This is a genomic window from Mesorhizobium sp. M4B.F.Ca.ET.058.02.1.1 (genome assembly GCF_003952505.1).
In the GTDB taxonomy this organism is placed as follows: Bacteria; Pseudomonadota; Alphaproteobacteria; order Rhizobiales; family Rhizobiaceae; genus Mesorhizobium.
Genome location: NZ_CP034450.1, coordinates 5,432,234 through 5,453,210 on the forward strand (window position 1 = coordinate 5,432,234; position 20,977 = coordinate 5,453,210).

20 protein-coding genes and 1 pseudogene are annotated in these 20,977 nt (G+C 65.6%); 10 read left to right on the forward strand and 11 right to left on the reverse strand.

Annotated features, from left to right (window positions below; genetic code table 11):
* Nucleotides 1-25 precede the first annotated feature (25 nt).
* Complete coding sequence (locus EJ073_RS26395) at nt 26-1,153, reverse strand: BMP family ABC transporter substrate-binding protein (RefSeq protein ID WP_126058171.1); 1,128 nt, start codon at nt 1,151-1,153, stop codon at nt 26-28.
* Nucleotides 1,154-1,491: 338 nt separating this feature from the next.
* Here EJ073_RS26395 and EJ073_RS26400 point away from each other — a divergent pair, with 338 nt between their 5' ends.
* Nucleotides 1,492-2,145, forward strand: a complete 654-nt coding sequence (locus EJ073_RS26400) for a GntR family transcriptional regulator (RefSeq protein ID WP_245455777.1) — start codon at nt 1,492-1,494, stop codon at nt 2,143-2,145.
* On the opposite strand, the gene EJ073_RS26405 is transcribed toward EJ073_RS26400, so the two are convergent.
* The gene (locus EJ073_RS26405) at nt 2,123-2,935 is read right to left on the reverse strand and encodes a LuxR C-terminal-related transcriptional regulator (protein WP_126058172.1); all 813 of its coding nucleotides are present in this window, start codon (nt 2,933-2,935) and stop codon (nt 2,123-2,125) included. The two genes, EJ073_RS26400 and EJ073_RS26405, sit on opposite strands and share 23 nt — an antisense overlap.
* Before the next feature lie 111 nt (nt 2,936-3,046).
* Between EJ073_RS26405 and EJ073_RS26410 the strand changes: the two genes are divergently transcribed.
* The 5 genes and pseudogenes from EJ073_RS26410 to EJ073_RS26430 all read left to right on the forward strand — a co-directional run bounded on the left by EJ073_RS26410 (nt 3,047) and on the right by EJ073_RS26430 (nt 7,845).
* Nucleotides 3,047-4,183, forward strand: a complete 1,137-nt coding sequence (locus tag EJ073_RS26410; protein ID WP_126058173.1) for an ABC transporter ATP-binding protein — start codon at nt 3,047-3,049, stop codon at nt 4,181-4,183.
* On the forward strand, nt 4,164-5,327 hold the full coding sequence (locus EJ073_RS26415) for a spermidine/putrescine ABC transporter substrate-binding protein (RefSeq protein WP_126058174.1): 1,164 nt from the start codon (nt 4,164-4,166) through the stop codon (nt 5,325-5,327). The genes EJ073_RS26410 and EJ073_RS26415 overlap by 20 nt, the downstream gene beginning before the upstream one ends.
* A gap of 77 nt (nt 5,328-5,404) precedes the next feature.
* Nucleotides 5,405-6,268, forward strand: coding sequence for an ABC transporter permease (locus tag EJ073_RS26420; protein ID WP_126058175.1), 864 nt, complete (start codon nt 5,405-5,407; stop codon nt 6,266-6,268).
* Complete coding sequence (locus EJ073_RS26425; protein WP_126058176.1) at nt 6,268-7,074, forward strand: ABC transporter permease; 807 nt, start codon at nt 6,268-6,270, stop codon at nt 7,072-7,074. The genes EJ073_RS26420 and EJ073_RS26425 overlap by 1 nt, the downstream gene beginning before the upstream one ends.
* A 10-nt stretch (nt 7,075-7,084) precedes the next feature.
* Nucleotides 7,085-7,845: pseudogene (locus EJ073_RS26430) on the forward strand (glucose 1-dehydrogenase).
* A 23-nt stretch (nt 7,846-7,868) separates the two neighbouring features.
* Here the strand turns inward: EJ073_RS26430 and EJ073_RS26435 are convergent.
* The 9 genes from EJ073_RS26435 to EJ073_RS26475 form a co-directional block, all read right to left on the reverse strand.
* Nucleotides 7,869-9,377 (reverse strand): aldehyde dehydrogenase family protein, encoded by a 1,509-nt coding sequence (locus EJ073_RS26435; RefSeq protein WP_126058177.1) that lies wholly within the window; start codon nt 9,375-9,377, stop codon nt 7,869-7,871.
* Nucleotides 9,378-9,398: 21 nt separating this feature from the next.
* Nucleotides 9,399-9,743 carry a cupin domain-containing protein gene (locus EJ073_RS26440; RefSeq protein WP_126058178.1) on the reverse strand — a complete coding sequence of 115 codons (345 nt, stop codon included), beginning with the start codon at nt 9,741-9,743 and terminating at the stop codon, nt 9,399-9,401.
* Between the two features lie 28 nt (nt 9,744-9,771).
* The gene (locus EJ073_RS26445; RefSeq protein ID WP_126058179.1) at nt 9,772-10,113 is read right to left on the reverse strand and encodes a cupin domain-containing protein; all 342 of its coding nucleotides are present in this window, start codon (nt 10,111-10,113) and stop codon (nt 9,772-9,774) included.
* A 14-nt stretch (nt 10,114-10,127) separates the two neighbouring features.
* Nucleotides 10,128-10,433, reverse strand: a complete 306-nt coding sequence (locus tag EJ073_RS33005) for a cupin domain-containing protein (protein WP_348627274.1) — start codon at nt 10,431-10,433, stop codon at nt 10,128-10,130.
* 42 nt (nt 10,434-10,475) lie between these two features.
* A complete protein-coding gene (locus EJ073_RS26455) occupies nt 10,476-11,750 on the reverse strand; it encodes a glycosyltransferase (RefSeq protein WP_126058180.1) in 1,275 nt (424 codons plus the stop codon).
* Between the two features lie 14 nt (nt 11,751-11,764).
* Nucleotides 11,765-12,838, reverse strand: coding sequence for an ABC transporter ATP-binding protein (locus EJ073_RS26460; protein ID WP_126058181.1), 1,074 nt, complete (start codon nt 12,836-12,838; stop codon nt 11,765-11,767).
* Nucleotides 12,835-13,626 carry an ABC transporter permease gene (locus EJ073_RS26465; RefSeq protein ID WP_126058182.1) on the reverse strand — a complete coding sequence of 264 codons (792 nt, stop codon included), beginning with the start codon at nt 13,624-13,626 and terminating at the stop codon, nt 12,835-12,837. The genes EJ073_RS26460 and EJ073_RS26465 overlap by 4 nt, the downstream gene beginning before the upstream one ends.
* A gap of 182 nt (nt 13,627-13,808) precedes the next feature.
* Nucleotides 13,809-14,651, reverse strand: a complete 843-nt coding sequence (locus EJ073_RS26470) for an ABC transporter permease (RefSeq protein WP_126059352.1) — start codon at nt 14,649-14,651, stop codon at nt 13,809-13,811.
* A 101-nt stretch (nt 14,652-14,752) separates the two neighbouring features.
* Entirely contained in the window at nt 14,753-15,814 is a 1,062-nt protein-coding gene (locus EJ073_RS26475; RefSeq protein WP_126058183.1) for a spermidine/putrescine ABC transporter substrate-binding protein, read from the reverse strand.
* Between the two features lie 232 nt (nt 15,815-16,046).
* On the opposite strand from EJ073_RS26475, the gene EJ073_RS26480 reads away from it, so the two are divergent.
* The 4 genes from EJ073_RS26480 to EJ073_RS26495 are packed head-to-tail and all read left to right on the forward strand — an operon-like array spanning nt 16,047 to nt 20,974.
* Nucleotides 16,047-16,985, forward strand: a complete 939-nt coding sequence (locus tag EJ073_RS26480) for a GntR family transcriptional regulator (protein ID WP_126058184.1) — start codon at nt 16,047-16,049, stop codon at nt 16,983-16,985.
* Between the two features lie 11 nt (nt 16,986-16,996).
* Nucleotides 16,997-18,280 carry a glycosyltransferase gene (locus EJ073_RS26485; protein ID WP_126058185.1) on the forward strand — a complete coding sequence of 428 codons (1,284 nt, stop codon included), beginning with the start codon at nt 16,997-16,999 and terminating at the stop codon, nt 18,278-18,280.
* A 4-nt stretch (nt 18,281-18,284) separates the two neighbouring features.
* Entirely contained in the window at nt 18,285-19,670 is a 1,386-nt protein-coding gene (locus EJ073_RS26490) for a glutamine synthetase family protein (RefSeq protein WP_126058186.1), read from the forward strand.
* 2 nt (nt 19,671-19,672) lie between these two features.
* Nucleotides 19,673-20,974: an FAD-binding oxidoreductase gene (locus tag EJ073_RS26495; protein WP_126058187.1), complete on the forward strand. Its 1,302-nt coding sequence runs from the start codon at nt 19,673-19,675 to the stop codon at nt 20,972-20,974.
* Nucleotides 20,975-20,977: the final 3 nt, after the last annotated feature.

The following is a 20,977-nucleotide window of genomic DNA, read 5'->3' on the forward strand; positions in this document are numbered from 1 at the left end:
CATCGTCCCGACTCCCTTAGTCGGCTCAGGCGGTCGAGCCGACGACGCCCTCGACGAGATAGTCCATGCTTTCAAGCTCGATGGCGGTCTCGGCGAAGGCCTGGCCTCCAGTGGCGACGACGACGCCCTTGTTGCTCTTCAGCGGGCCCTTGATGACGGAGAAGCCGCCCTTCATCATGTCGGCTAGCGTGCCGTCGAACTGCTTGCGGGCCACTTCGTTCACGGCGGGCCCGAGCGGGCTCATCTTGACGAAGCCGTCGGCCAGGCCGCCGCGGGTGAAATTGGGCAGCGGCGTGCCGGCGATGAGGTCATCGACGAACATCTTGTAGACCTTGGCCCAGTTCCATTCCGCTCCGGTCAGGTATTTCTCCGGTGCCAGCGGGCTCTGGTTGGCGTGATAGCCGCAGACGAAGGCGCCGCGGCCGGCGGCCGTCTCGACCACCACCTTCGGGCTGTCGACATGGCAGGTGATGACGTCGGCGCCCTGGTCGACCAGCGCGTTGGTGGCCTCGGCCTCCTTGACCGCCAGCGACCATTCGCCGGTGAAGATCACCTGGCAGGTGATCGCCGGATCGACCGAACGGGCGCCGAGCAGGAAGGAATTGATGTTGAGCAGGACCTGCGGGATCGGCTTGGCGGCGACGAAGCCGAGCTTCTTCGATTTGGAGGCGTGACCGGCGACGACGCCGTTCAGATACTGGCCCATGCCGATATAGCCGAAATAGGAACCGGCGTTCATCGGGTGCTTGTCCTTGTTCCACATCCCGCCGCAATGGCGGAACTGCACGTCGGGGAACTTCGCGCACATGGCGAGCATATGCGGATCGAAATAGCCGAAGGAGGTCGGGAAGATCAGCGAGGCGCCGTCGAGGTTGATCATCGATTCCATCGTCTTCTGGACGTCGACCGTCTCGGGAACGTTCTCTTCCTCGACGACGGAAATGCCCTCGATGCTCTTCAGCGTCGCCGCGCCCTCTGCATGCGCCTGGTTGTAGCCGTAGTCGTCCTTCGGGCCGACATAGATGAAGCCGACGGTCGCCGACGCGGCGAACGCCCTGCGGATCGGAAAGGCTGCCGAGGCCAGACCGAGCGCCGCTCCGGCGGCGGAGGTCCTGAGCAGATCGCGGCGGCTAAGTTTGAATCTCGCGGTCATATCGAATGCTCCCCTTTTTGGACCCGATCTCCGGGCCGGTTGCTATCCACTGGAAAAGTGCATGCAATCACTGTGCCAGTTTCAAAGCTTGCTTTTTCGCAATAAAATCAATGTGTGGGTTTAGAGGCTCTGCATAAACGCAAGGCAAGTGCATGCACTTTTTGCCTGATAAATGACCAGTTTGACATTGAGGTTAAAATCTAGGCATACAGGTGCAGCCTTGAGTCGAAATTCAGCCCGGGAGCCGTCCACCTCGCGGGTCTGCCTGCAACAAACTGGACGGAGGAGACGTGTCGGCAAAGCGCAGCTTGGTCAGGTCGGGCACGACCGTGGATCAGATGGTGAGGGCGATCGCGGACCGCATCGTCACCGGCTATCTGCGCCCCGGCGAAAGGCTCGACGAGGTCTCGCTAGCCGCCCGCTTCGACGTTTCGCGCACGCCCGTCCGCGAGGCGCTCGGCCATCTGAGCGCCATGGGGCTGGTCGAGAGGCGGCCCAACCGCGGCGCCATCGTCGCCGTGGTGACGCAGGAGCATCTCGCCTCGATGTTCGAAAGCATGGCCGAGCTGGAAGCGATCTGCGCGCGCTTCTCGGCCGAGCGCATGACCGGTGGCGAGCGCCGAGCGCTCGAGATGGAACATCAGGCCTCGGCGCGCCTGGTGCAGCTCGGCGCCGAGGAGGACTACGAGTATTTCAACACCGAGTTCCACAGCCGGCTTTATCGTGGCGCCCACAACGCGCATATCCAGGACCTGACCGTGACGACGCGCAGCCGGCTGGCGCCGTTCCGGCGGGCGCAGTTCATGCTGCCCGGCCGGCTGGCCAAATCCTGGCAGGAACACGATTTGATCGTCACCGCGATCATGCGCGGCGACGGCGCGGCGGCGGGCAAGGCCGCCAGGGATCATGTCTCGATCGTCAGCGAGGCGAGCGCAGTGTTCGCGGCCGTCGAGCCGATGACCTCCGCGCTCAGCCGATCTGCGCGTCAATGATCTCGACGAAGCGCGCGAAGAGGCCGGCCTGCGACTTGATCTTGAGCTTGCGGTAGATGTTGCGGCGGTGGACCTTGACGGTTCCCGGCACGATCCTGAGCGCCCGCGCGATCGATTCCGTCGAGTGGCCCTGAAGCACCAGGTCGACGACCTGCTTTTCGCGCGAGGTGAGCGACAGGCTCTTCCAGATATGCGCGCGGTCGAATTCGCTAGGAACAGCCGCCGCCTCGCCGCGCGGTGTCGTCGCCGGCTCGTCGGCCGGCAGGTTCGGCCAGCGCAGCCTGACCAGGCCGATCACCGCCGGGGCCATGTCGCGCAGCAGCCTGGCGTCGGCGGTGCCGAACGAACCCGAGGCGCGCAGCCGCATCAGCGACAGCACCAGCGCGTCCTTGCCCGGCAGCGGGACGAAGAAGCCGACCTCCTCGGCGAGCTTGGTCTGGCTGTAGTAGGAGCGGTAATACTCGCTGGCATAGAAGCGGTCCGGCGCCAGTTCGCGCATGCGCCAGAAGCCTTCCTTGCGCTCGACCGCCGCATGGTGGAACGGGTCGAGCAGGTAGGGGCCGTCCTGATAGAGCGCGACGAAGACGTGGCTCTCGGCCGGCGAGAAGGTCTCGAACAGCAGCGGCGGGCGCGCGGCGCCCCTATAGCCGAAGATGACGCAATGATCGAAGCTGACATGGCCGCGCAGCCAGCCGACGATGGCGCGGCCGAAATGATCGCTGCCAGCTTCGCGCGTCGCGGCGATGACGGCGCCGAGCCCGTTGTAGTCATCGCTGCGGGAAACGGCCAATTCATACCCCTTTAAATGATAAAATAGGCTAAATATACCACCGGCGAGGTATATACTAGCCGGCATTGGCTCTGGTAGCGTTTCGAAATCAACTCGCCCTGGAGCCCGCCTTTGACTGCAGCGCCCGATATCGAGTTTCGCGCGGTCACCAAACGCTACGGCGCGGTCATCGCGGTCAGCGGCATTGACCTTGCGATCCCGCCCTCCGCCTTTGTCGCTTTGCTCGGGCCGTCCGGATGCGGCAAGACGACCTGCCTGCGCATGATCGGCGGCTTCGAGCAGCCGAGCGAAGGCCAGGTGCTGATCCGCGGCCGCGACATGGCAGGCACGCCGCCCTACCGGCGGCCGGTCAACATGGTGTTCCAGCAATACGCGCTGTTTCCGCATCTCGATGTCGAGGACAACATCGCCTACGGGCTGCGCCAGGCGAGGCCCAGGCTGTCGTCGCGCGAGATCTCCTTGAGGGCCGGCGAGGCGCTGGCCATGGTGCGGCTCGCCGGCTATGGCCGCCGCAAGATCCACGAGCTTTCCGGCGGCCAGCAGCAGCGTGTCGCGCTGGCCCGCGCGCTGGTCAACAAGCCAGCGGTGCTTCTGCTCGACGAGCCGCTGGCGGCGCTCGACAAGAAGCTGCGCACCGACATGCAGATCGAGCTGCAGAACCTGCAGCGCGAGATCGGCATCACCTTCGTGCTGGTCACGCACGACCAGGAGGAAGCGCTGTCGATGAGCGACCTCGTCTGTGTCATGAATGGCGGCCGCATCGTCCAGCTCGGACAGCCGAACGAGATCTACGACGAGCCGGCCGACCTCTTCGTCGCCGATTTCGTCGGCAAGACCAATCTGTTGAGCGGCACGGTGGCGGGCCTGTCGGGCGACCTCGTCGATGTCGCGCTGGCCGACGGCACGGTGATCGCGGCGCGCAAGCGGGCGCCGCTCAGCCGGGGCGAGCGGGTGTCGGTGTCGCTGCGGCCCGAAACGCTCAGCCTCGGCTTGGCCGGAAACGGCAGCCTGAAGGGCATCGTGCGCAACCGCATCTTCCTGGGCGCGACCGCAGAATACGCCATCGAGGTCCAGGGTATCGGATCACTGCTCGCCAAGGCCGATCACCAGATTGGCCGCGACAACCTCTTCAAGCCGGGCGAACCCGTCGCCATCGGCTTTGCCGCCGGGGCGCCGCTGGCGTTTCCGCAACCCAAGAACAACGGGACCAACCAGAGGGAAAACCACCATGTCGAAATCCTATCGTGACGGACTGCCGATAAGCCCCGAGAAATTCGTCGACCAACTGATGCGCCTGAAGCGCGGCTCGATCGGCCGGCGCGAATTCCTCGGCCTCACCGGCCTTGGCGTCGCCACCGCGGTGATGGCGCGCGAGCTCGGCATCATGCCGACGCCGGCCTACGCCGCCGAAAACCTCGGCGACCGCATGTCGATCGCCACCTGGCCGAACTATCACGACCCCGCGACGTTCGAGAGCTTCAAGGCCGAGACCGGCGTTGCCGTCGAGGTCAACGTCTTCGGCTCGAACGAGGAGATGCTGGCCAAGCTGCAGGCCGGCGGCTCGGGCTGGAGCCTGTTCGTGCCGACCAACTACACGATCTCGACCTACAAGAAGCTCGACATCATCGAAGCGCTCGACATGGCCAAGCTCGGCAATTTCGACGGTTCGCAGGAGGATCCGCGCTTTACCTCGGAAGGCACGATCGACGGGACGATCTACGCCGTGCCGAAGAACTGGGGCACCACCGGCATCGCGATCAACACCAAGAAGCTGACCAAGCCGATGACGAGCTGGAAGGAGTTCTGGGACACAGCCATGGCGGAAGGCGACGGCCGCACCATGGTGCATGACTATCAGCTCACCACGATCGGCAATGCGCTGAAATATTACGGCTATTCCTTCAACTCGCTGAAGCCGGACGAGCTCGCCAAGGCCGAGGAACTGCTGCTCAAGGTCAAGCCGCATCTGTTCGCGGTGTCGAGCGACTATCAGCCGTCGATGCGCGCCGGCGATGCCTGGATGACGATGTGCTGGACCAATGACGGGGCGCAACTCCATCGCGACATCCCGGAGATCGCCTATGTGCTCGGCAAGGAAGGCGGCGAGATCTGGACCGACTTCTACGCCATCCCGAAGGACGCGCCGAACAAGCCGGCCGGCTACGCGCTGCTCAACTACCTGATGAACCCGAAGGTCGCGGTGAAGGAGCACTTGGCCAATGGCGCGCCCTCGATCGATGCGCGCGTCAACGCGCTGCTGCCGAAGGAGGTGATGGACAATCCGATCCTCTACCCGGCGGCGGACCTGTTGAAGCCGCTGGAGTTCGGCGCCGCCGCGACGCTCACCGATCCGGGGCGCGCCGAGCTGATGGCGCGCTTCAAGTCGGCTTGAGCGGAACCGGCCACAAACCCGATCCAGGCAACGCGACCGGCGGGCAATTGCCCGCCGGCACCGAAGCGGCTTTTTCGATGCGCGGCACCCTCCTTCGCAAAAATCTTACGACCGCGCTGCTGCTCGCGCCGGCGACGCTGTGGCTGGTGGTATTCCTGGTCCTGCCGTTCGTCGCCATCGCCATCTTCAGCGTCGGCGAGCGGGCGCCCGAGGGAGGCTACCAGGCAGCTTTCACGCTTGCGCAATACGCCAACCTGCCGGCGCGGGCGACCGCGTTCTGGAACACGATGGTACTGGCGCCGGTCGGCGCCTTCGCCTGCCTGCTCGTCGCCTATCCGGTCGCCTACTATCTGGCGCTGCGCGCGCCGGAGCGCTGGCGGCTGATCCTGCTGGCGCTCGTCGTCATCCCGTTCTGGACCAGCCTTTTGATGCGCACCTATGCCTGGATGTATGTGCTGGGTGGCCGCGGCATTCCGGCCCTGCTCGCCGATGTCGGCATCGAGGACGTCAGGCTGATCAACACGCCGGGCGCGGTGCTGCTCGGCATCGTCTACGGCTATCTGCCGCTGATGATCCTGCCGATCTATGTCAGCCTGGAGCGGCTCGACCGCAGGCTGCTGGAAGCCTCTGCCGATCTCGGCGCGACGCCGCTGTCGACCTTCCTCGGTGTCACGCTCCGGCTTTCGCTGCCGGGCGTGATGACCGGCTTCTCGCTGGTGATGATCCTCCTGCTCGGCGAATATCTGATCCCGACGCTGCTCGGCGGCGGCAAGGTGTTCTTTATCGGCAACGCGCTGGTCGACCTGTTCCTGCAGTCGCGCAACTGGCCGTTCGGTTCGGCCATCGCCATCACGCTGGTGCTGGTCTCGGTGGTGGTGCTGATTGCCGCCAACCGCATCTCGGCCCGGCTGTCGGGCGCGCGCCGGGTGGACCTGATCTGATGCGCGCCTTCGTCGTTGCCGTCTTTGCCTTCCTCTACCTGCCGATCGCGCTGGTGGTGCTGTTCTCCTTCAACGCCGGCCACCATGCCAGCGAGTTCACCGGCTTCTCGACGCAATGGTACGGCAAGACGCTGTCCAACCCGTTCCTGGTCGAGGCGCTGAAGAACAGCTTGTTCATCGCCACCACCAGCGCGCTTTTGGCGGCGGTCGCCGGCACCGCCGCCGCGCTCGGCCTGCAGCGCGTCGGGGCGCGGACACGAGCGGTCTTCGATGGGCTGCTGGGCGCGGCAATCGTCGTTCCGGGCGTCGTCATCGGCATCTCGACGCTGGTCGCGCTCGTGCAGCTGTTCGGCGTCGTCAATCCGTTCGTCGCCGAATTGTGGCCGGGCGACCAGCCGCCGCGCCTGGCACTCGGCTACGGCTCGATCATCGCCGCGCATGGCCTGTTCTCGATGGCGCTGGTGGCGATGATCGTCGGCACGCGCCTTGGCAGTCTCGACCGCAACCTGGTCGAGGCGTCGAGCGATCTCTACGCCACGCCGCTGACGACGTTCCGCTCGATTGTGCTGCCGCAGATCATGCCGGCGGTGATCGCCGGCTTCCTGCTCGCATTCACCTTTTCGTTCGACGACTTCATCATCGCCTTCTTCGTCGCCGGCGCGCAGACGACGCTGCCGATCTATGTCTTCGCCTCGATCCGCCGCGGCGTGACGCCGGAAATCAACGCCGTCGCGACCATCGTGCTCGTCGCCTCGGTGCTGCTCGTGGTGCTTGCCCAGTGGCAGCTGCGCCGAAGAAAACAGTGAAAGACCGATCATGATCCTGAAAGACCGCATCGCCGTGGTGACCGGAGCCGGGTCCGGCATCGGGCGCGCCGGCGCCATGATCATGGGCAGGGAAGGGGCGACAGTGGTGATCGCCGACCGCGATCGGGCCGCCGGCGAGGCCGTTGCCTCCGACATCCGCGAAGCCGGCGGCCGCGCCGAAGCGGTCACGACCGACGTCGGCAACGACACCGCGGTCGAGGCGCTCATCGTCGGCACGCTCGGCAGGCATGGGCGGATCGACATATTGCACAACCATGCCGGCATCCAGGTCGGCGGCACGCTCACCGAAGTTGGCGTCGACGGCATGGATGCGTCGTGGCGGATCAATGTGCGGGCGCAGTTCGTTGGCGCCAAGATCGTGATGCCGGCGATGATCGCGCAGGGCGGCGGCGTCATCCTCAACACCGCCTCGAATTCGGGGTCTTCTACGACCGCGAGATGATCGCCTATGCGACGTCGAAACATGCCGTGGTGGCGATGACCAGGCAGATGTCGCTCGACTACGCCCGCTACAATGTCCGCATCAACGCGCTTTGCCCGGGCTGGGTCGACACGCCGTTCAACGAGCCGTTCATCGCCCAGATGGGCGGGCGCGACGCGATCGAAAACTATGTCCGGACCAAGATCCCGATGGGGCGCTGGGCAAGCGCCGACGAGATCGCCGAAGCGATCCTGTTCCTCGTCTCCGACCGCTCCTCCTTCATGACCGGACAGGCGCTGGTGGTCGACGGTGGCGAAAGCATCGGCTGAGCCAGGGCGTCCCCCGGCTCGCCTTACACGTGCTTGCGGCCACCGGTGTCGCGAAACCAGCTGTCCGGGTAAGGGTACCACCAGCCCTGGATCTCGGGCTTGTGGTCGATGATCACCATCTTCGAGCGGCGGAAGGCGTCGAGCCCCTGGCGGCCGAGCTCGCGGCCGAGGCCGGAAGCCTTCCAGCCGCCGAAAGGCAGCGCGTCGTTGTCGATCAGCGGATTGTTGACCCAGACCATGCCGGCCTCGAGCCGCTCGGCCGCCTCGTGCGCTTCGGCGAGGTCGGTGGTGAACACCGAGGCGCCGAGGCCGAAGGGACTATCGTTGGCGAGCCTGATCGCCTCGTCGAAATCCTTCACGCGACAGATGGCGGCGACCGGCCCGAAACACTCCTCGCGCACGATCGCCATGTCCGGGGTGACGCCGGTGAGGATCGTCGGCTCGTAGAACCAGCCGGTGTTGTGCGCCGGCGGAATGCACCCGCCGGTCACCGCCTTCGCGCCGTTGCGAACCGCGTCGTCGACCAGACGCATCACCTTGGCCCGTGCGGCTTCGCTGACCAGCGGGCCGATCTCGGTCCTGTCCAGGCCGTTACCGATCCTCAGTGCGCGGGTCTTTGCGGCGAAGAGATCGACGAAGCGGTCGTGCACGGCATCGACGACGAAGAAGCGCTCGGCCGAGGTGCAGACCTGGCCGGTGAGGTGGAAGGCGGCGGTGACGGAGCCGGCCGCCGCGACGTCGAGTGGGGCGTGTTGCGAGATGATCAGCGGATCGCTGCCGCCGGCCTCGATGACGCAAGGCTTCATGCGCTCGGCGCACGCCACCGCGACGGCCTTGCCGGCGGCAACCGAGCCGGTGAAGGCGACGGTATGGGTGCGGTCGGACCCGATCAGCGCCTGCGCCGTCGCAGCGCCGCCGGGCAGGCAGGAGACGAGGCCTTCGGGCAGTGAACGGAACACCGTCATGTAGTCGAGCGTCGACAATGTCGTCGCCTCGGCAGGCTTGATGACGCAGGCATTGCCGGCGGCGAGCGAGGCGGCCACCGTCCAGCACATCAGCAGGATCGGGAAGTTATAGGGCATGATGTGGACGGAGACGCCGTAGGGCTCGTAGCGCGCGTACTGGAAGGAACCCGCCTGCGTCATGCCGGCGACCTTGCCGGCCTCGTCGCGCGCCATCTCGGCATAGTAGCGGAAGATCGGTGCGCAATTGGCGATCTCGCCAATCGCTTCCGGATAGGGCTTGCCCATCTCGCGCACCATCAGCTCGGCGCAGCGGGTGAAGTCCGCCGCCTCGATGGCATTGGCCACCGCGTGCAAATGTTTGGCGCGGCTCTTGGCGTCGAGTTTTTTCCATGCCGCCTGCGCTGCGGTCGCGGTGGTCAACGCGGCGTCGATCTCACCATCGCTGGCGGCGGCGATGGTGCCCACCGTTTCGAGCGTCGCCGGATCGATCACCGGCTTTTGCGCACCGGTCGTCGGCCGGTAGTCCGGATTGACGAAGTATACCGGACGGTCGGGCGAGAACTGCATGGAATGATCCTCCCGGTCCGCTCAGCGGATCATGTAGACCTTCTTGATCGTCTCATGCACGGTGCAGACGCCCTTCCAGTCCTGCGGGAAGAACGCCGCCGTGTCGGGTTCGATCTCGATCACCTCGCCGGATTCATGCACATAGGTGCAGCGTCCCTCGAGGAAGTGGCAGAACTCGTCGCGGGTGACGTGGCAGTGCCATTTGCCCGGCGTGCAGATCCAGAGCCCGCATTCCGAGCGGCCTTCCGGCCCCTTGTAGAGGAGCTTGCCAGAGGTGTGGGACTGTCCCTCGATCATGGTCGGGATGACGCCCCAGTCGACGAGGTCGGTGATGGCGAGCGGCGATTGCATGGTCGGCGTGGTCATCGATTTTATCCTGGATTTCGTTGCGTGCTTACCGGCACATGAAGGCCTTGGTCAGCGTTTCTGTGATTTTAGAAGTGCCGGTCCAGCCGGCTGGGAAGAAGACCAGTGTCCCGGCCTCGACCGGGATCGTCTCGCCATTCTCGTGGATGTAGGTGCCGCGCCCCGACAGGAAATGGCAGAATTCGTCAACCGCGAAGGTGATGTGGCGCGTGCCGGGCGTGCACGACCAAAGCCCGCATTCGCTCGATCCGTCCGCGTGCTGGAACAGGACCTTGCCCGACGCACGCGGCGAGCCGGCGATAGGGTCGGCGCCGGCACCCCAGTCGTCCAGTTGCACGGTCGAGGCCTTTGGCCAGTGCGGTGTCGGCATGTCGAGTTCCTCGGTTACGCCAGCATGTAGATGTTGCGCATGGTCTTATGCACGGTGCATTCGCCGCTCCAGCCGGCCGGGAACAGCACCACCGTCCCGGCTGTCACCTCTATCACCTCGCTGTCGTCGGATTTGTAGGTGGCGCGACCTGAGACGAAGTGGCAGAGCTCGTCGCGCGGGATCTTGAGCCGCCAGCGTCCAGGCGTGCAGACCCAGATGCCAGATTCCGGCTGGTTGTTCGGACCCCTTGTGCACCAGCCTGCCGGTCGAGTGCGAAGCGCCCTCCAGCGCGTCAGGCTGCGCGCCCCAGTCGACGAGATCGGCGCGGGTCGAGGCCTGGTGGAGGTGCGGCGCGGAGGAGGTCACAGCAGCTGCTCCAGCAGCCCGGCAGCCTTCTCGGGGCCGTTCTGCGACTGCATCTGCGCCGATGCCCTGGCGAGCTTGGCCTTGATCGCCGGATCGGTGAGGCAGGCCTCGATCTTCGCGATCAGCTCGGCATCGCTCCAGTCATAGCGCGGCATGCCGAAGCCGCAGCCGATCTCGCCGACGCGGGTGGCATTGTCGTGACCGTCCCAGACATAGGGCATGATGATCGCCGGCTTGCCGAAATAGAGGCACTCGGTGAAGGAGTTGTTGCCGCCATGGTGGATCACCGCATCGACCTGCGGGATCACCGAAGGTTGCGGGAACCAGCTGTCGACAATGACGTTGCCGGGCACGTCGGTGTACTGGTCCTTGTAGCCGCCGACATTGACCAGCGCCCGGTAGCGCGTCTTGCCGAGCGCCGCGATGATGCGCTTCAGGAGGTCGACGTCGCCGGCCCCCAGGCTGCCGAAGGAGACGTAGAGCAGCGGCCCGTCATTGTTCTTCGCAAAGGTCGGTATTGCGTAGGGCTTCTCCTGCCGCACGCAGCCCTCGAGATACTGGAATTTCGCCGGGTCGAGCGGATGCCGGCGGTTGAACTTCGCCGCCTGCGGATAGAGCAGCAGGTTGAGGTAGGGCGAGGCCTCGAAGAACTGGCCGATCGGATAGGGCGCCTCGCCATTGGCGGCGAGGAAGGCGTTGAAGTCGTCATGGATCGGCTTGATCACCGCGTTGAAATGGTCGCGGTAGCGCTTGTGGCCGGCGTGGTCGTCCTCGGCGCAGCCGGAAAGATGCGGCGGGATGTCCTCGTCCTCGATCTCGTTTTCCGAGCAGGAGATGACCCGCACCCAGGGCTTGCCATACTGCTTGATAGCGGGAAACAGGATGACGTTGTCGACCGAGATGACGTCGGGCTTGATCTTCGCGAGCACCCCGGCCAGATCCTTCTGTGCCCATTTGGCGCTATCGACGATCGCCGTCCAGCAGTCCTTCACGTAGTTGTCGACCTGGTCGTAGGGCGACTTGCGGAAATTCGGGATGTGGCCGTTGATGAAGTCCTCCCAGAACTTGGCCATCTGCTCCGGCGGCATCGGCTCGGAGAGGTTCACCGGGTGCGCCTCGAAGCCGTAGCCCTTGTAGACGTCGACAAATCCGGGGTCGGACAGGAACACCGCCCTGTGGCCGCGCGCCTCGACCGCCTGGGCGATGCCGACGGAATTGAGCGCCGGCCCGAAGGCCGCTTCCGGGAAAAACGCGATGGTCTTCTGCGCCATGGTTTCAATCTCCATCAATCTGCGAAAATTCTGACATCGGCGGCGTCCCAGCCGAGCTCGATCCGGTCGCCGGCGGCAACCGGCCGGCGGTCGGCGGCATCGGCGGTGACGCGCACCAGGAACGGCTTTTGCGAAAGAGTGGTGCGGACATGCACCTGCAGGTCGAGACCCTGATAGGCGAGCGCCTCGACCGTGCCGGCAACGCGGTTGGCGGTGTCGGGCGACGGAAACAGCCGGATACGTTCGGGCCGCACAGCGGCGACAGCCGAGGCGCCCGACGAAAGTGTCGCCGAAACCTTACCGGTGATCTTCGTGCCATTCGTCGCCTGGACGCCGTTGCCGTCAGCACGACCGGGAACAAAATTCATCACGCCGATAAAGTCGGCGACGAAGCGGTCGGAAGGATGTTCGTAGATCGCGTGCGGCGTATCGCATTGCAACAGCCTGCCATCCTTCAGCACCGCCATGCGGTCGGCCATGACCAGCGATTCCTCCTGGTCGTGGGTGACGATGACGAAGGTGATGCCGACCTCGTGCTGCAGGCGCTTCAATTCGAGCTGCATGGCGCCGCGCAGCTTTTTGTCGAGCGCGCCGAGCGGCTCGTCGAGCAACAGCAGGCGCGGCCGCTTGACCAAGGCCCGGGCGAGCGCGACGCGCTGCTTCTGGCCGCCCGACAATTGCTCAGGCTTGCGATCGGCGAAGGGCACCAGCTCGGTGGTCGCCAGGATGGCGTCGACACGGCTGCGGATTTCGGCCGCCGGTAGGCGCTCCATTTCGAGCCCATAGGAGACATTGGCCCTGACGCTCATATGCGGAAACAGCGCGTAGGACTGGAACATCAGATTGACCGGCCGCTTGTTGGGCGGCGTGCGGGCGATATCGCGCCCGTCGAGCAGGATCTGGCCGTCGCTCGGCGTCTCGAAGCCGGCCAGCATGCGCAACAGCGTGGTCTTGCCGCAGCCGGAGGGGCCGAGCAGGGCGAAGAATTCGTTCTCGCGGATGTCGAGCGAAATGCCGTCGACGGCTCTCACGCGGCCGAAATTCTTCGACACGCGATCGATCCGAAGCAGCGTGCGCGGTTCGCTCATTGGCCGATAACCCCACGATTGAGCCGCTGCGAAAGGGTCAGCGCGGTGATCGAAACCGCCATGACGATGGTCGCCAGCGCGTTGATCTCCGGCGTGATGCCGAAGCGGATCATCGAATAGATCTGCATCGGCAGCGTGGTCGAGGCGCGGCCGGCGCCGGCGGTGAAGAAGGCGATGATGAACTCGTCCACCGAGAGCGTGAAGGCGAGCAGCGCGCCGGCGACGACCGCCGGCAGGATGACCGGCAGCGTCACCCGCCGGAAGGTGGTGAGCGCGGAGGCGCCGAGATCGGCGGAGGCCTCGACGATCGACCAGTCGAAGCTCTTCAGCCGCGCGCGCACTACCGAGCAGACGAAGGCAAGGTTGAAGACGACATGGGCGAGGACGATGGTGTGTAGGCCCATGGTGACATCGAGCAGCGAGAAGAACGACAGCAGCGCGATGGCGAGCACGATGTCTGGAATGATCATCGGCGCGAAGATCAGTGCTTCCAGACCCTTTCCGTATTGCCGGCGCATCTCGATGCCGATCGCCAGCAGCGTGCCGAGCAGCGTGGCGATGGCGGTCGAGACCAGCGCCACGATCAGCGTGTTGAGGGCAGCCTGCAGGATCGCCGCATTGCCGGCGAGCGAAGCGTACCATTTCAGCGAGAAGCCCGACCATGCCGTCGGCAGCCCGCCGGCGTTGAAGGAGAGCGCCACCAGGACGGCGATCGGGATGTAGAGGAAGGCGAAGACCAGGACGAGGATCGTCCGCAAGCCGAGGGTGCGGGCAGGCGACGAAGTCATGGCTGCCCTCCGATGGTCAGGAGGCGAGCGGTCGTACAGCCTCCTTCTCCCCATTCACGGGGAGAAGATGTTGGCAGGCAGATGAGGGGCAACGCTGAGCGTCGCAAAGGCTGGCGCCGCCCCTCATCCGCCCTTCGGGGCACCTTCTCCCCGTGAACGGGGAGAAGGAAGCAAGGGAGCGCTCAGCCATCGGCACCTCCCTCAGCTTCCTTGGCTCGGCCGGCGGCGCGGTCGGCAAGCAGGGCCTGCGCCATCAGGACCGCGAGCATGATGGCGATCAGCGCCATGGCGAGGGCGGCGCCAAACGGCCAGTCATTGGCGGTCAGGAACTGGTCGTAGACCAGGTTGCCGATCATCTGGAAGCGGCCGCCGCCGAGCAGAGCGGGGGTGACGAAATTGCCGATCGACAGCACGAAGACGAAGACCGCGCCGGCGGCGATGCCGGGCACCGTCAGGGGCAGGATGACGCGGCGAAAGGTGGTCAGCGCCGAGGCGCCGAGGTCGCGCGAAGCCTCGGCGAGTTCCGGATTGAGCCGCGACAGCGGCGCGTAACAGGCGAGGATGACGAAGGGCAGGTAGTTGTAGACCAGGCCGGCGATGACGGCGCCCTCGGTGTAGAGCATCGACGGCGGCTCGCCCGTGTAGCCCATCCAGCGCAGCAACTGGGTGACGAGGCCCTCGCGGTTGAGGAGCACGATCCAGGCATAGGTGCGGATCAGATAGTTCGACCAGAACGGCAGCACGGCGAAGAACAGAAATACCGGCTGCAGCCGGCGTGGCGCCGCGGCAATCGCATAGGCAGCGGCGTAGCCGATGATGACCGCGATCAGTGTCGCGGCGCCGGCGATGCGCGCCGAGTTGAGGAAGATGCCGGCATAGAGCGGGTCGAGGACCTGGCCGAAATTCTCCAGCGTGAAAGTGTATTCGATCCCGCCATAGATGCCGCGCCGGAAGAAGGCGAGCGCAAGCACCAGCGCGCATGGCACGACCATGAGCGCGGTCAGCCAGGCCAAAGCCGGCGCCATCAGCAGGTTGGAGCGAAGTCTGGTCTGGGACAATTTTCGATACCGCTCAGCGGCCGACGGCGGCAGCCCGCCATCGGCCATTGTCTCTGGGCTGCAAGCGCCTACTGCGCGGCCTTGATCTCGCTAACGATCTTGGAGTAGTCGCGCTGGGCGTCGCCGACGTCGCGCAACTGCTCGAACTTGACGAGGTCGGCCACCGGCATCGCCATGTTGGGGAACTTGGCCAGGAAGTCGGCCGGCAGGCTCTCCATCGCCGGCTTGTTCGGCACCTTGTAGTCGATGTTCTGCGCCGCCCAGGCGTGGTTCTTGGCGTCGAGCATGAAGTTGATGAACTTGAAGGCGGCGTCCTTGTGCTCGGAAGCCTTCATCACCACCATCGTGTCGACCCAGAGGTCCGAGCCTTCCTTCGGAATGACGTATTTGATCTCGGGCTTCTCGGCGATGCCGTAGTTGCACCAGCCGTCCCAGGCCTGCACCAGCAGCGCCTCGCCGGACACCAGCTTCGAATAGAAGGTGGTGTCGTCATAGGCGAGGAGGGTCTTCTTGGCCGAGATCAGCAGGTCCTTGACCTCGGCCATCTTGGCCGGGTCGGTCTCGTTGACGGAGAAACCCTTGTCGAGCTGGCCCGCGGCCAGCAGCCAGCGGTCGGTGGCCAGCATGGTGGTCTTGCCCTTGAGATCGTCGGAAGGCGCGAGCAGGTCGCTCCAGCTTGTCGGCGCCGTCTTGATCAGGTCCGAACGATAGCAGAGGCCGGTCGTGCCCCAGGTGTAGGGCACCGAGAAGGCGTTGCCGACATCGTGCGGCAGCTTGGTCGCTTCCGGATAGAGATTGGCGAGGTTGGGGACCTGGGCATGGTCGATCGGCTCGGTCAGGCCGAGCTTGTTCAGCACCTCGGCGAAGGGCGAGGAGACGAAGACCACGTCATAGCCCTTGCCGCCGGAGGCGACGAGCTTGCCCATGATCTCCTCATTGGTGGCGTGGACCACGACCTCGCCGGCAACACCGGTCGCGGTCTTGAAGGCGGCCATGGCGTCGGGCGCCATATAGCCGTCCCAGTTGGAGATGACGAGGTCGGCGGCGGCCGCCGGCGCCGAAAGCGTCAGAGCGAAGCCGAGCGCGATTGAAGACGTTCTGAACGAACGGTGCTGCAGGGCGGTGGTCATGGCAGTCTCCCATTACGGTTGATGGTCAAATTCATTGGCAGACCGGCATTCGCGGTTCCCGCCACGGGCTCGATCCTGTTCCCCGGTCTTTTGTTGCCGATTGCAGTGACAGTACTATTGCAGAAAAAAGTACGTCAATCCATAATTTGGCGGGCGGCTCCGGAATCTGGCCGATTGCCTCGGCGGGGACGATCGGCCAAACCGGGGTCGCACCGATCCACGAGAACAAGTCATGCAAGCGGCAGCCAGGCGACCTCGCACCAACCATCTCGATCTTGCGCAGCGCATCCTGGACGTTGCCAGGCAGCGCGGCTTCGCGCCCGGCGCGCACCTTCCCGAGCAACAGATCGCCTCGCTCTGCAGCGTTTCGCGGACTCCGGTGCGGGCGGCGCTGCGCCTGCTCACCGAACAGGGCGTGGTGCGCTGGGAAGCCGCCACAGGCTACCGCCTTGCCATCGACCTCGCGGCGCAAGGGGCTGTCGCCGCCGAATTGCCGAATACGGAGGAAGACGAACTGGCCGAGGCGATCCTGCGCGACCGCTCGGCGCGGCGGCTGGACCAGACGGTGACCGTCAGCGGGCTGATGCGGCGCTACGATGCTGAACGCAAGACGGTACTAAAAGCGCTTCAGAGACTGACGGAAGAGAATCTCGTCGACCGCGCGCCGGGCCAATCCTGGCTGTTTCGCCGGGCGCCCGACGATCCCGAGGCGCAGGGCGAGAGCTACGACTTCCGGCTGTTGCTGGAGCCCGCCGCCATATTGACGCCGGGCTTCAGCCTCGACGGCGCGCGGGCGGCGGCGCTGCGCCAGGGCATGGAGGCGCTGATGGCGCAGCCCGATGCGGCCTTCGACACCAGGGAATTCCAACGGCTGGACATCGAGTTCCACGGCATGATCGCCGACGGCTCGGCCAACCGGTTCGTCACCGACGCGCTGTCCGATCATCTCCGGTTGCGCCGGCTGCCTGGCATCTATGCGGGCGTCAACGTGTTCCGGCTCAAGCAGTCGCTGCGCGAGCACCTCACCATACTCGACCATCTGGAAAGCCGGCAGTATGAGGTTGCCGCTGATCTGCTGCGTGTGCATCTGAGGCTGTCGCGCAGCCAGCGGCCGCGGGCGGCGAGCCGCGGCGCGCCGGCGCTGTTCGGCATGATCAGCCGGCCGGATTGACCGAGGACATCGTGACGCGCAAAGCCAGCCCGACCATCGCGCTGTTTCCCGAAGCGAGCTTCGGCGCGGCGCTCAATTGCGTCGGCATCGCGCAGGCCTTGCGAGCCAGGGGCGCCCGGCCGGTCTTCATCTGCCATGCCGGCTTTTCCGGCGTCTTCGCCGATTACGGCTTTCAGGAATACCAGCTGCCGACCGACGATCCGCTGAGCGACAGCGAGCGGCAGAGCTACTGGCAGGCCTTCGTGCGCCGCCACCTGCCGCATTTCCGGCTGAGCCCGCTCGACCAGCTCGAAACCTATGTCGCGCCGACATGGCAGGCAATCGTCGACACGGCGGCCCACGCCGAGGCGCCGCTCAGGCAATTGCTGGCGCGGCTGAAGCCCGACGCCGTCGTCCTCGACAATGTCATCATGTTTCCGGCGATCGCCGGCGCCGGCTGCCCGTGGGTGCGCGTCGTCTCATGCGCCGAGACGGAATTGCCCGACGCCAAGGTGCCGCCCTATCTTTCCGGCCTTGCCGCCGACGACCCTGGGCGCGCCGCCTTCGAGGCGCGCTACCTCGCGGCGGTCGCCCCGGCGCATGAGCGGTTCAACCGGCTGCGCGCCAATGCAGGTCTCGCGCCGCTGCCGAAGGGCCTGTTCCTGGAGACTTCGCCCGATCTCAACCTGCTGCTGACACCGGCCATCGTGCGCCGCGAACGCGCGGCGCCGCTCGACCCCGTGCGCTTCACCTATCTTGAGGGCTGCGTCCGCTCCGAGGGGCCGTTCGAGGTGCCGGTCTTTCCGCGCAACAGCGGGCCACTGGTCTATCTCAGCTTCGGCAGCCTTGGTGCCATGGATGTCGGGCTGATCCAGCGCATGCTGGCGGTGTTCGACAGGCTGCCCGCCCGCTTCATCGTCAATGTCGGCGGCCTGCGCGACGCCTATCGCGCGGTGCCGGACAATGTCTATCTCGGCGCCTGGTTCCCGCAGCCCTCGGTGGTGGCGAAATCGGATCTCTTCATCCATCACGGCGGCAACAATAGTTTTTGCGAGGCGCTGCGCTTCGGCGTGCCGTCGCTGATCATGCCCTATTGCTGGGACGGACACGACAATGCGCGGCGCGCCGAGGAGACCGGCGTCGGCAACCATATCGGCCGTGATGGCTGGACCGAAGGAGTACTGGAGCGAGCGATCCTCGGCCTGTTGGCCGACGATGCGATGCGCGCCCGCCTGAAGGACAATGCAGCGCAGATGGCGCTGAAGCCCGGAACGGATGTGGCCGCCGAAGCGATCCTCTCTTTGATACGGATGTGACCAAATGCCTGAAAACCACCTGACGACCCTGCCGCCGACGAGCGGCGCCAACGACCCGAAAAGCTGGCTGGCCGCGCACGCGATCAGCGAAGTCGAATGCCTGGTGCCCGACATGAACGGCGTGCTGCGCGGCAAGGCGCTGCCGGCGGCGAAGTTCCTGAAGGCGCTGGAAGACCGCGCGCTCTATCTGCCGAGCAGCGCCTTCCTGGTCAGCATTGACGGCCGCTATTCCGGCTCGATCGACGAAGGCTTCGCCTATTCGGACCCGGACATGCGCATGGTGCCGGATGTCTCGACACTTTGCCTGGCGCCCGGCGGCGGGCCCGGCAAGGCCTATGTCTTTGCCGATGCCTTCCACATGGACGACCGTCCATGGATGGCCTCGCCGCGTCACGTCTTGCGGGCGGTGCTCGATCTCTATCGCCAGCGCGGCTGGCGGGCGGTGGTGGCGCCGGAGCTCGAATTCTATCTCACCGCGCCAAATCCCGATCCGGACCAGCCGCTGACCGCCCCGGCCGGGCGCAACGGCCGCGCCGAAAGCGTGCAGCATCCTTATGACATGGCGGCGCTGGAGGAGTTCGAGCCGGTGATCCAGCGCATCTACGCGCATGCGGCGGCCGCGGGGTTGCCGCTCGATACGCTGATCCATGAGTCGGGCACGGCGCAATTGGAGATCAACTTCCTGCACGGCGATGCGCTGGCGCTGGCCGACAAGGTGCTGTTGTTCAAGCGCCTGACCAGGCAGGCGGCTCAGGCGAGCGGCATGCACGCCACCTTCATGGCCAAGCCGATCGCGGCGCAGGCCGGCTCCTCGATGCATCTGCACATGTCCATTGTCGACGAGGCTGGCAACACGCTGTTTGCCGGCGGCGACGATGCCGACACCGCGATGTTCGGCCACTTCATCGGCGGCTTGCAGAGATATGTTCCGGAAATCATGCCGCTGTTTGCGCCGAACGTGAATTCGTACCGGCGCATTCGTCCTAACCACAGCGCGCCGGCCAATATCGAATGGTCGCACGACAACCGCTCCTGCGGCCTGCGCGTGCCGGCCGGCGGCCGCGCCGCGCGGCGGGTGGAGAACCGGCTGCCGGGAGCCGACGCCAATCCCTATCTGGCGATCGCCGGCTCGCTGCTCGCGGGCTATCTCGGCGTGGAGGAGAAGATCGCGCGCTCGGCGGAAGCGTCTGGCAATGCCTACAAGATCAAGAGCACGCTGCCGAAGACCATGGAGGAGGCGCTCGACCGCTTCACCGCCTGCGCTCCCGTGCGGGCGCTGCTCGGCGAGGATTTCTTCCAGACCTATCTGCGCGTCAAGAGCGTCGAGCTCGACCTGTTCCAGAGCGTGGTGACGTCCTGGGAACGCGACCACCTTTTGCTCAAGGTGTGACCATGGTTTCCAGTTCGACGGGTTTCAATTCCGGTCTCGGTATCGGCAAATCCTACTATGTCGCCACCGCCCATCCGGCGCCGGATCATCCGGCGCTCATCGACGATGCCGAAGCCGACCTTGTGGTCGTCGGCGGCGGCTGCACCGGACTGTCGGCGGCGCTCCACGCCGCCCAACGCGGGCTGAAGGTTGTGCTGCTCGAAGGCGGCAGGATCGGCTGGGGCGCATCGGGCCGCAATGGCGGCCAGATGATCCCAGGCCTGCGCAAGGGCGCCAAGGGCCTGGTCAAGGCCTTCGGGCCGGAACGGGCGAAGGCGCTGTTCGACCTCGCTTTCGAGGCGCGCGGGCTGGTGCTCGACATCATCGAGCGCAATGGCATCGACTGCGACCTCAGGCTCGGCGGCCATCTGGTCGGCGCGGTGAACAGCTCCGACCTCAAGGATCTTGAAGATGAGGCCGAGTGCCTGGCCAGCGTGATGAATTTCCGCGACGTCGAGATCCTGTCGGCGGCGGAAGCGCGCGGCAAGGTCGACACGCCCTATCACGGCGCCATGTACGAGCCGCTCGGCGGCCATATGCATCCGCTGAACTACACGCTGGGGCTTGCCCGCGCGGCGGTCGCGGCCGGCGTCACCATCCACGAGAATTCGGTCGCCGTGCGGCTGGAGCGGGAGCCTTCGATCAAGGTCTCGACGGCAAAGGGATCTGTGCGGGCGAAACATGTCGTGCTGGCCGGCGACGCGTTGCTGCAAGGACTGGAGCCGCGCGTCAACAGTCGCATCATGCCGGTCGGCAACTACATCGTCGCCACCGAGCCGCTGGAGGGCAAGCGCAATGTCATCCCGGCCAATGTCGCGGTGTCGGACACGCGCTTCGTGGTTAACTACTACCGGATGTCGGCGGATGGGCGCCTGTTGTTCGGCGGCGGCGAACGCTACACGCCGTCGCCGCCGGCCGACATCGCCGGCTTCGTGCGGCCGCACATGGAACAGACCTTCCCGCAACTGAAGGGCTGCCGCATCGACCATGCCTGGGGCGGGCTGGTGTCGGTGACGACGTCACGCCTGCCGCATGTCGGGCACTATGGCGAGGTCTATTTCGCGCATGGCTATTCCGGCAAGGGCGTCATCCTGTCGACACTGTCCGGCAAACTGCTGGCCGAGGCGATCACCGGCGATTCCGCGCGGCTCGACCTGTTCTCGACGCTTAGCCCGCTGCCGTTCCCGGGCGGCACGGCGCTGCGCGGTCCGCTCTATGTGCTCGGCATGCTGTGGTATGCGATGCGCGACCGCATCAAGCACTGAGCG

Coding starts and splice junctions, on each gene's coding strand:
- EJ073_RS26395 (WP_126058171.1), bottom strand. CDS start 1,153: ATGACCGCGAGATTCAAACTTAGCCGCCGCGATCTGCTCAGGACCTCC.
- EJ073_RS26400 (WP_245455777.1), top strand. CDS start 1,492: ATGGTGAGGGCGATCGCGGACCGCATCGTCACCGGCTATCTGCGCCCC.
- EJ073_RS26415 (WP_126058174.1), top strand. CDS start 4,164: ATGTCGAAATCCTATCGTGACGGACTGCCGATAAGCCCCGAGAAATTC.
- EJ073_RS26420 (WP_126058175.1), top strand. CDS start 5,405: ATGCGCGGCACCCTCCTTCGCAAAAATCTTACGACCGCGCTGCTGCTC.
- EJ073_RS26425 (WP_126058176.1), top strand. CDS start 6,268: ATGCGCGCCTTCGTCGTTGCCGTCTTTGCCTTCCTCTACCTGCCGATC.
- EJ073_RS26435 (WP_126058177.1), bottom strand. CDS start 9,377: ATGCAGTTCTCGCCCGACCGTCCGGTATACTTCGTCAATCCGGACTAC.
- EJ073_RS26440 (WP_126058178.1), bottom strand. CDS start 9,743: ATGACCACGCCGACCATGCAATCGCCGCTCGCCATCACCGACCTCGTC.
- EJ073_RS26445 (WP_126058179.1), bottom strand. CDS start 10,113: ATGCCGACACCGCACTGGCCAAAGGCCTCGACCGTGCAACTGGACGAC.
- EJ073_RS26455 (WP_126058180.1), bottom strand. CDS start 11,750: ATGGCGCAGAAGACCATCGCGTTTTTCCCGGAAGCGGCCTTCGGGCCG.
- EJ073_RS26460 (WP_126058181.1), bottom strand. CDS start 12,838: ATGAGCGAACCGCGCACGCTGCTTCGGATCGATCGCGTGTCGAAGAAT.
- EJ073_RS26465 (WP_126058182.1), bottom strand. CDS start 13,626: ATGACTTCGTCGCCTGCCCGCACCCTCGGCTTGCGGACGATCCTCGTC.
- EJ073_RS26470 (WP_126059352.1), bottom strand. CDS start 14,651: ATGGCGCCGGCTTTGGCCTGGCTGACCGCGCTCATGGTCGTGCCATGC.
- EJ073_RS26475 (WP_126058183.1), bottom strand. CDS start 15,814: ATGACCACCGCCCTGCAGCACCGTTCGTTCAGAACGTCTTCAATCGCG.
- EJ073_RS26480 (WP_126058184.1), top strand. CDS start 16,047: ATGCAAGCGGCAGCCAGGCGACCTCGCACCAACCATCTCGATCTTGCG.
- EJ073_RS26490 (WP_126058186.1), top strand. CDS start 18,285: ATGCCTGAAAACCACCTGACGACCCTGCCGCCGACGAGCGGCGCCAAC.
- EJ073_RS26495 (WP_126058187.1), top strand. CDS start 19,673: ATGGTTTCCAGTTCGACGGGTTTCAATTCCGGTCTCGGTATCGGCAAA.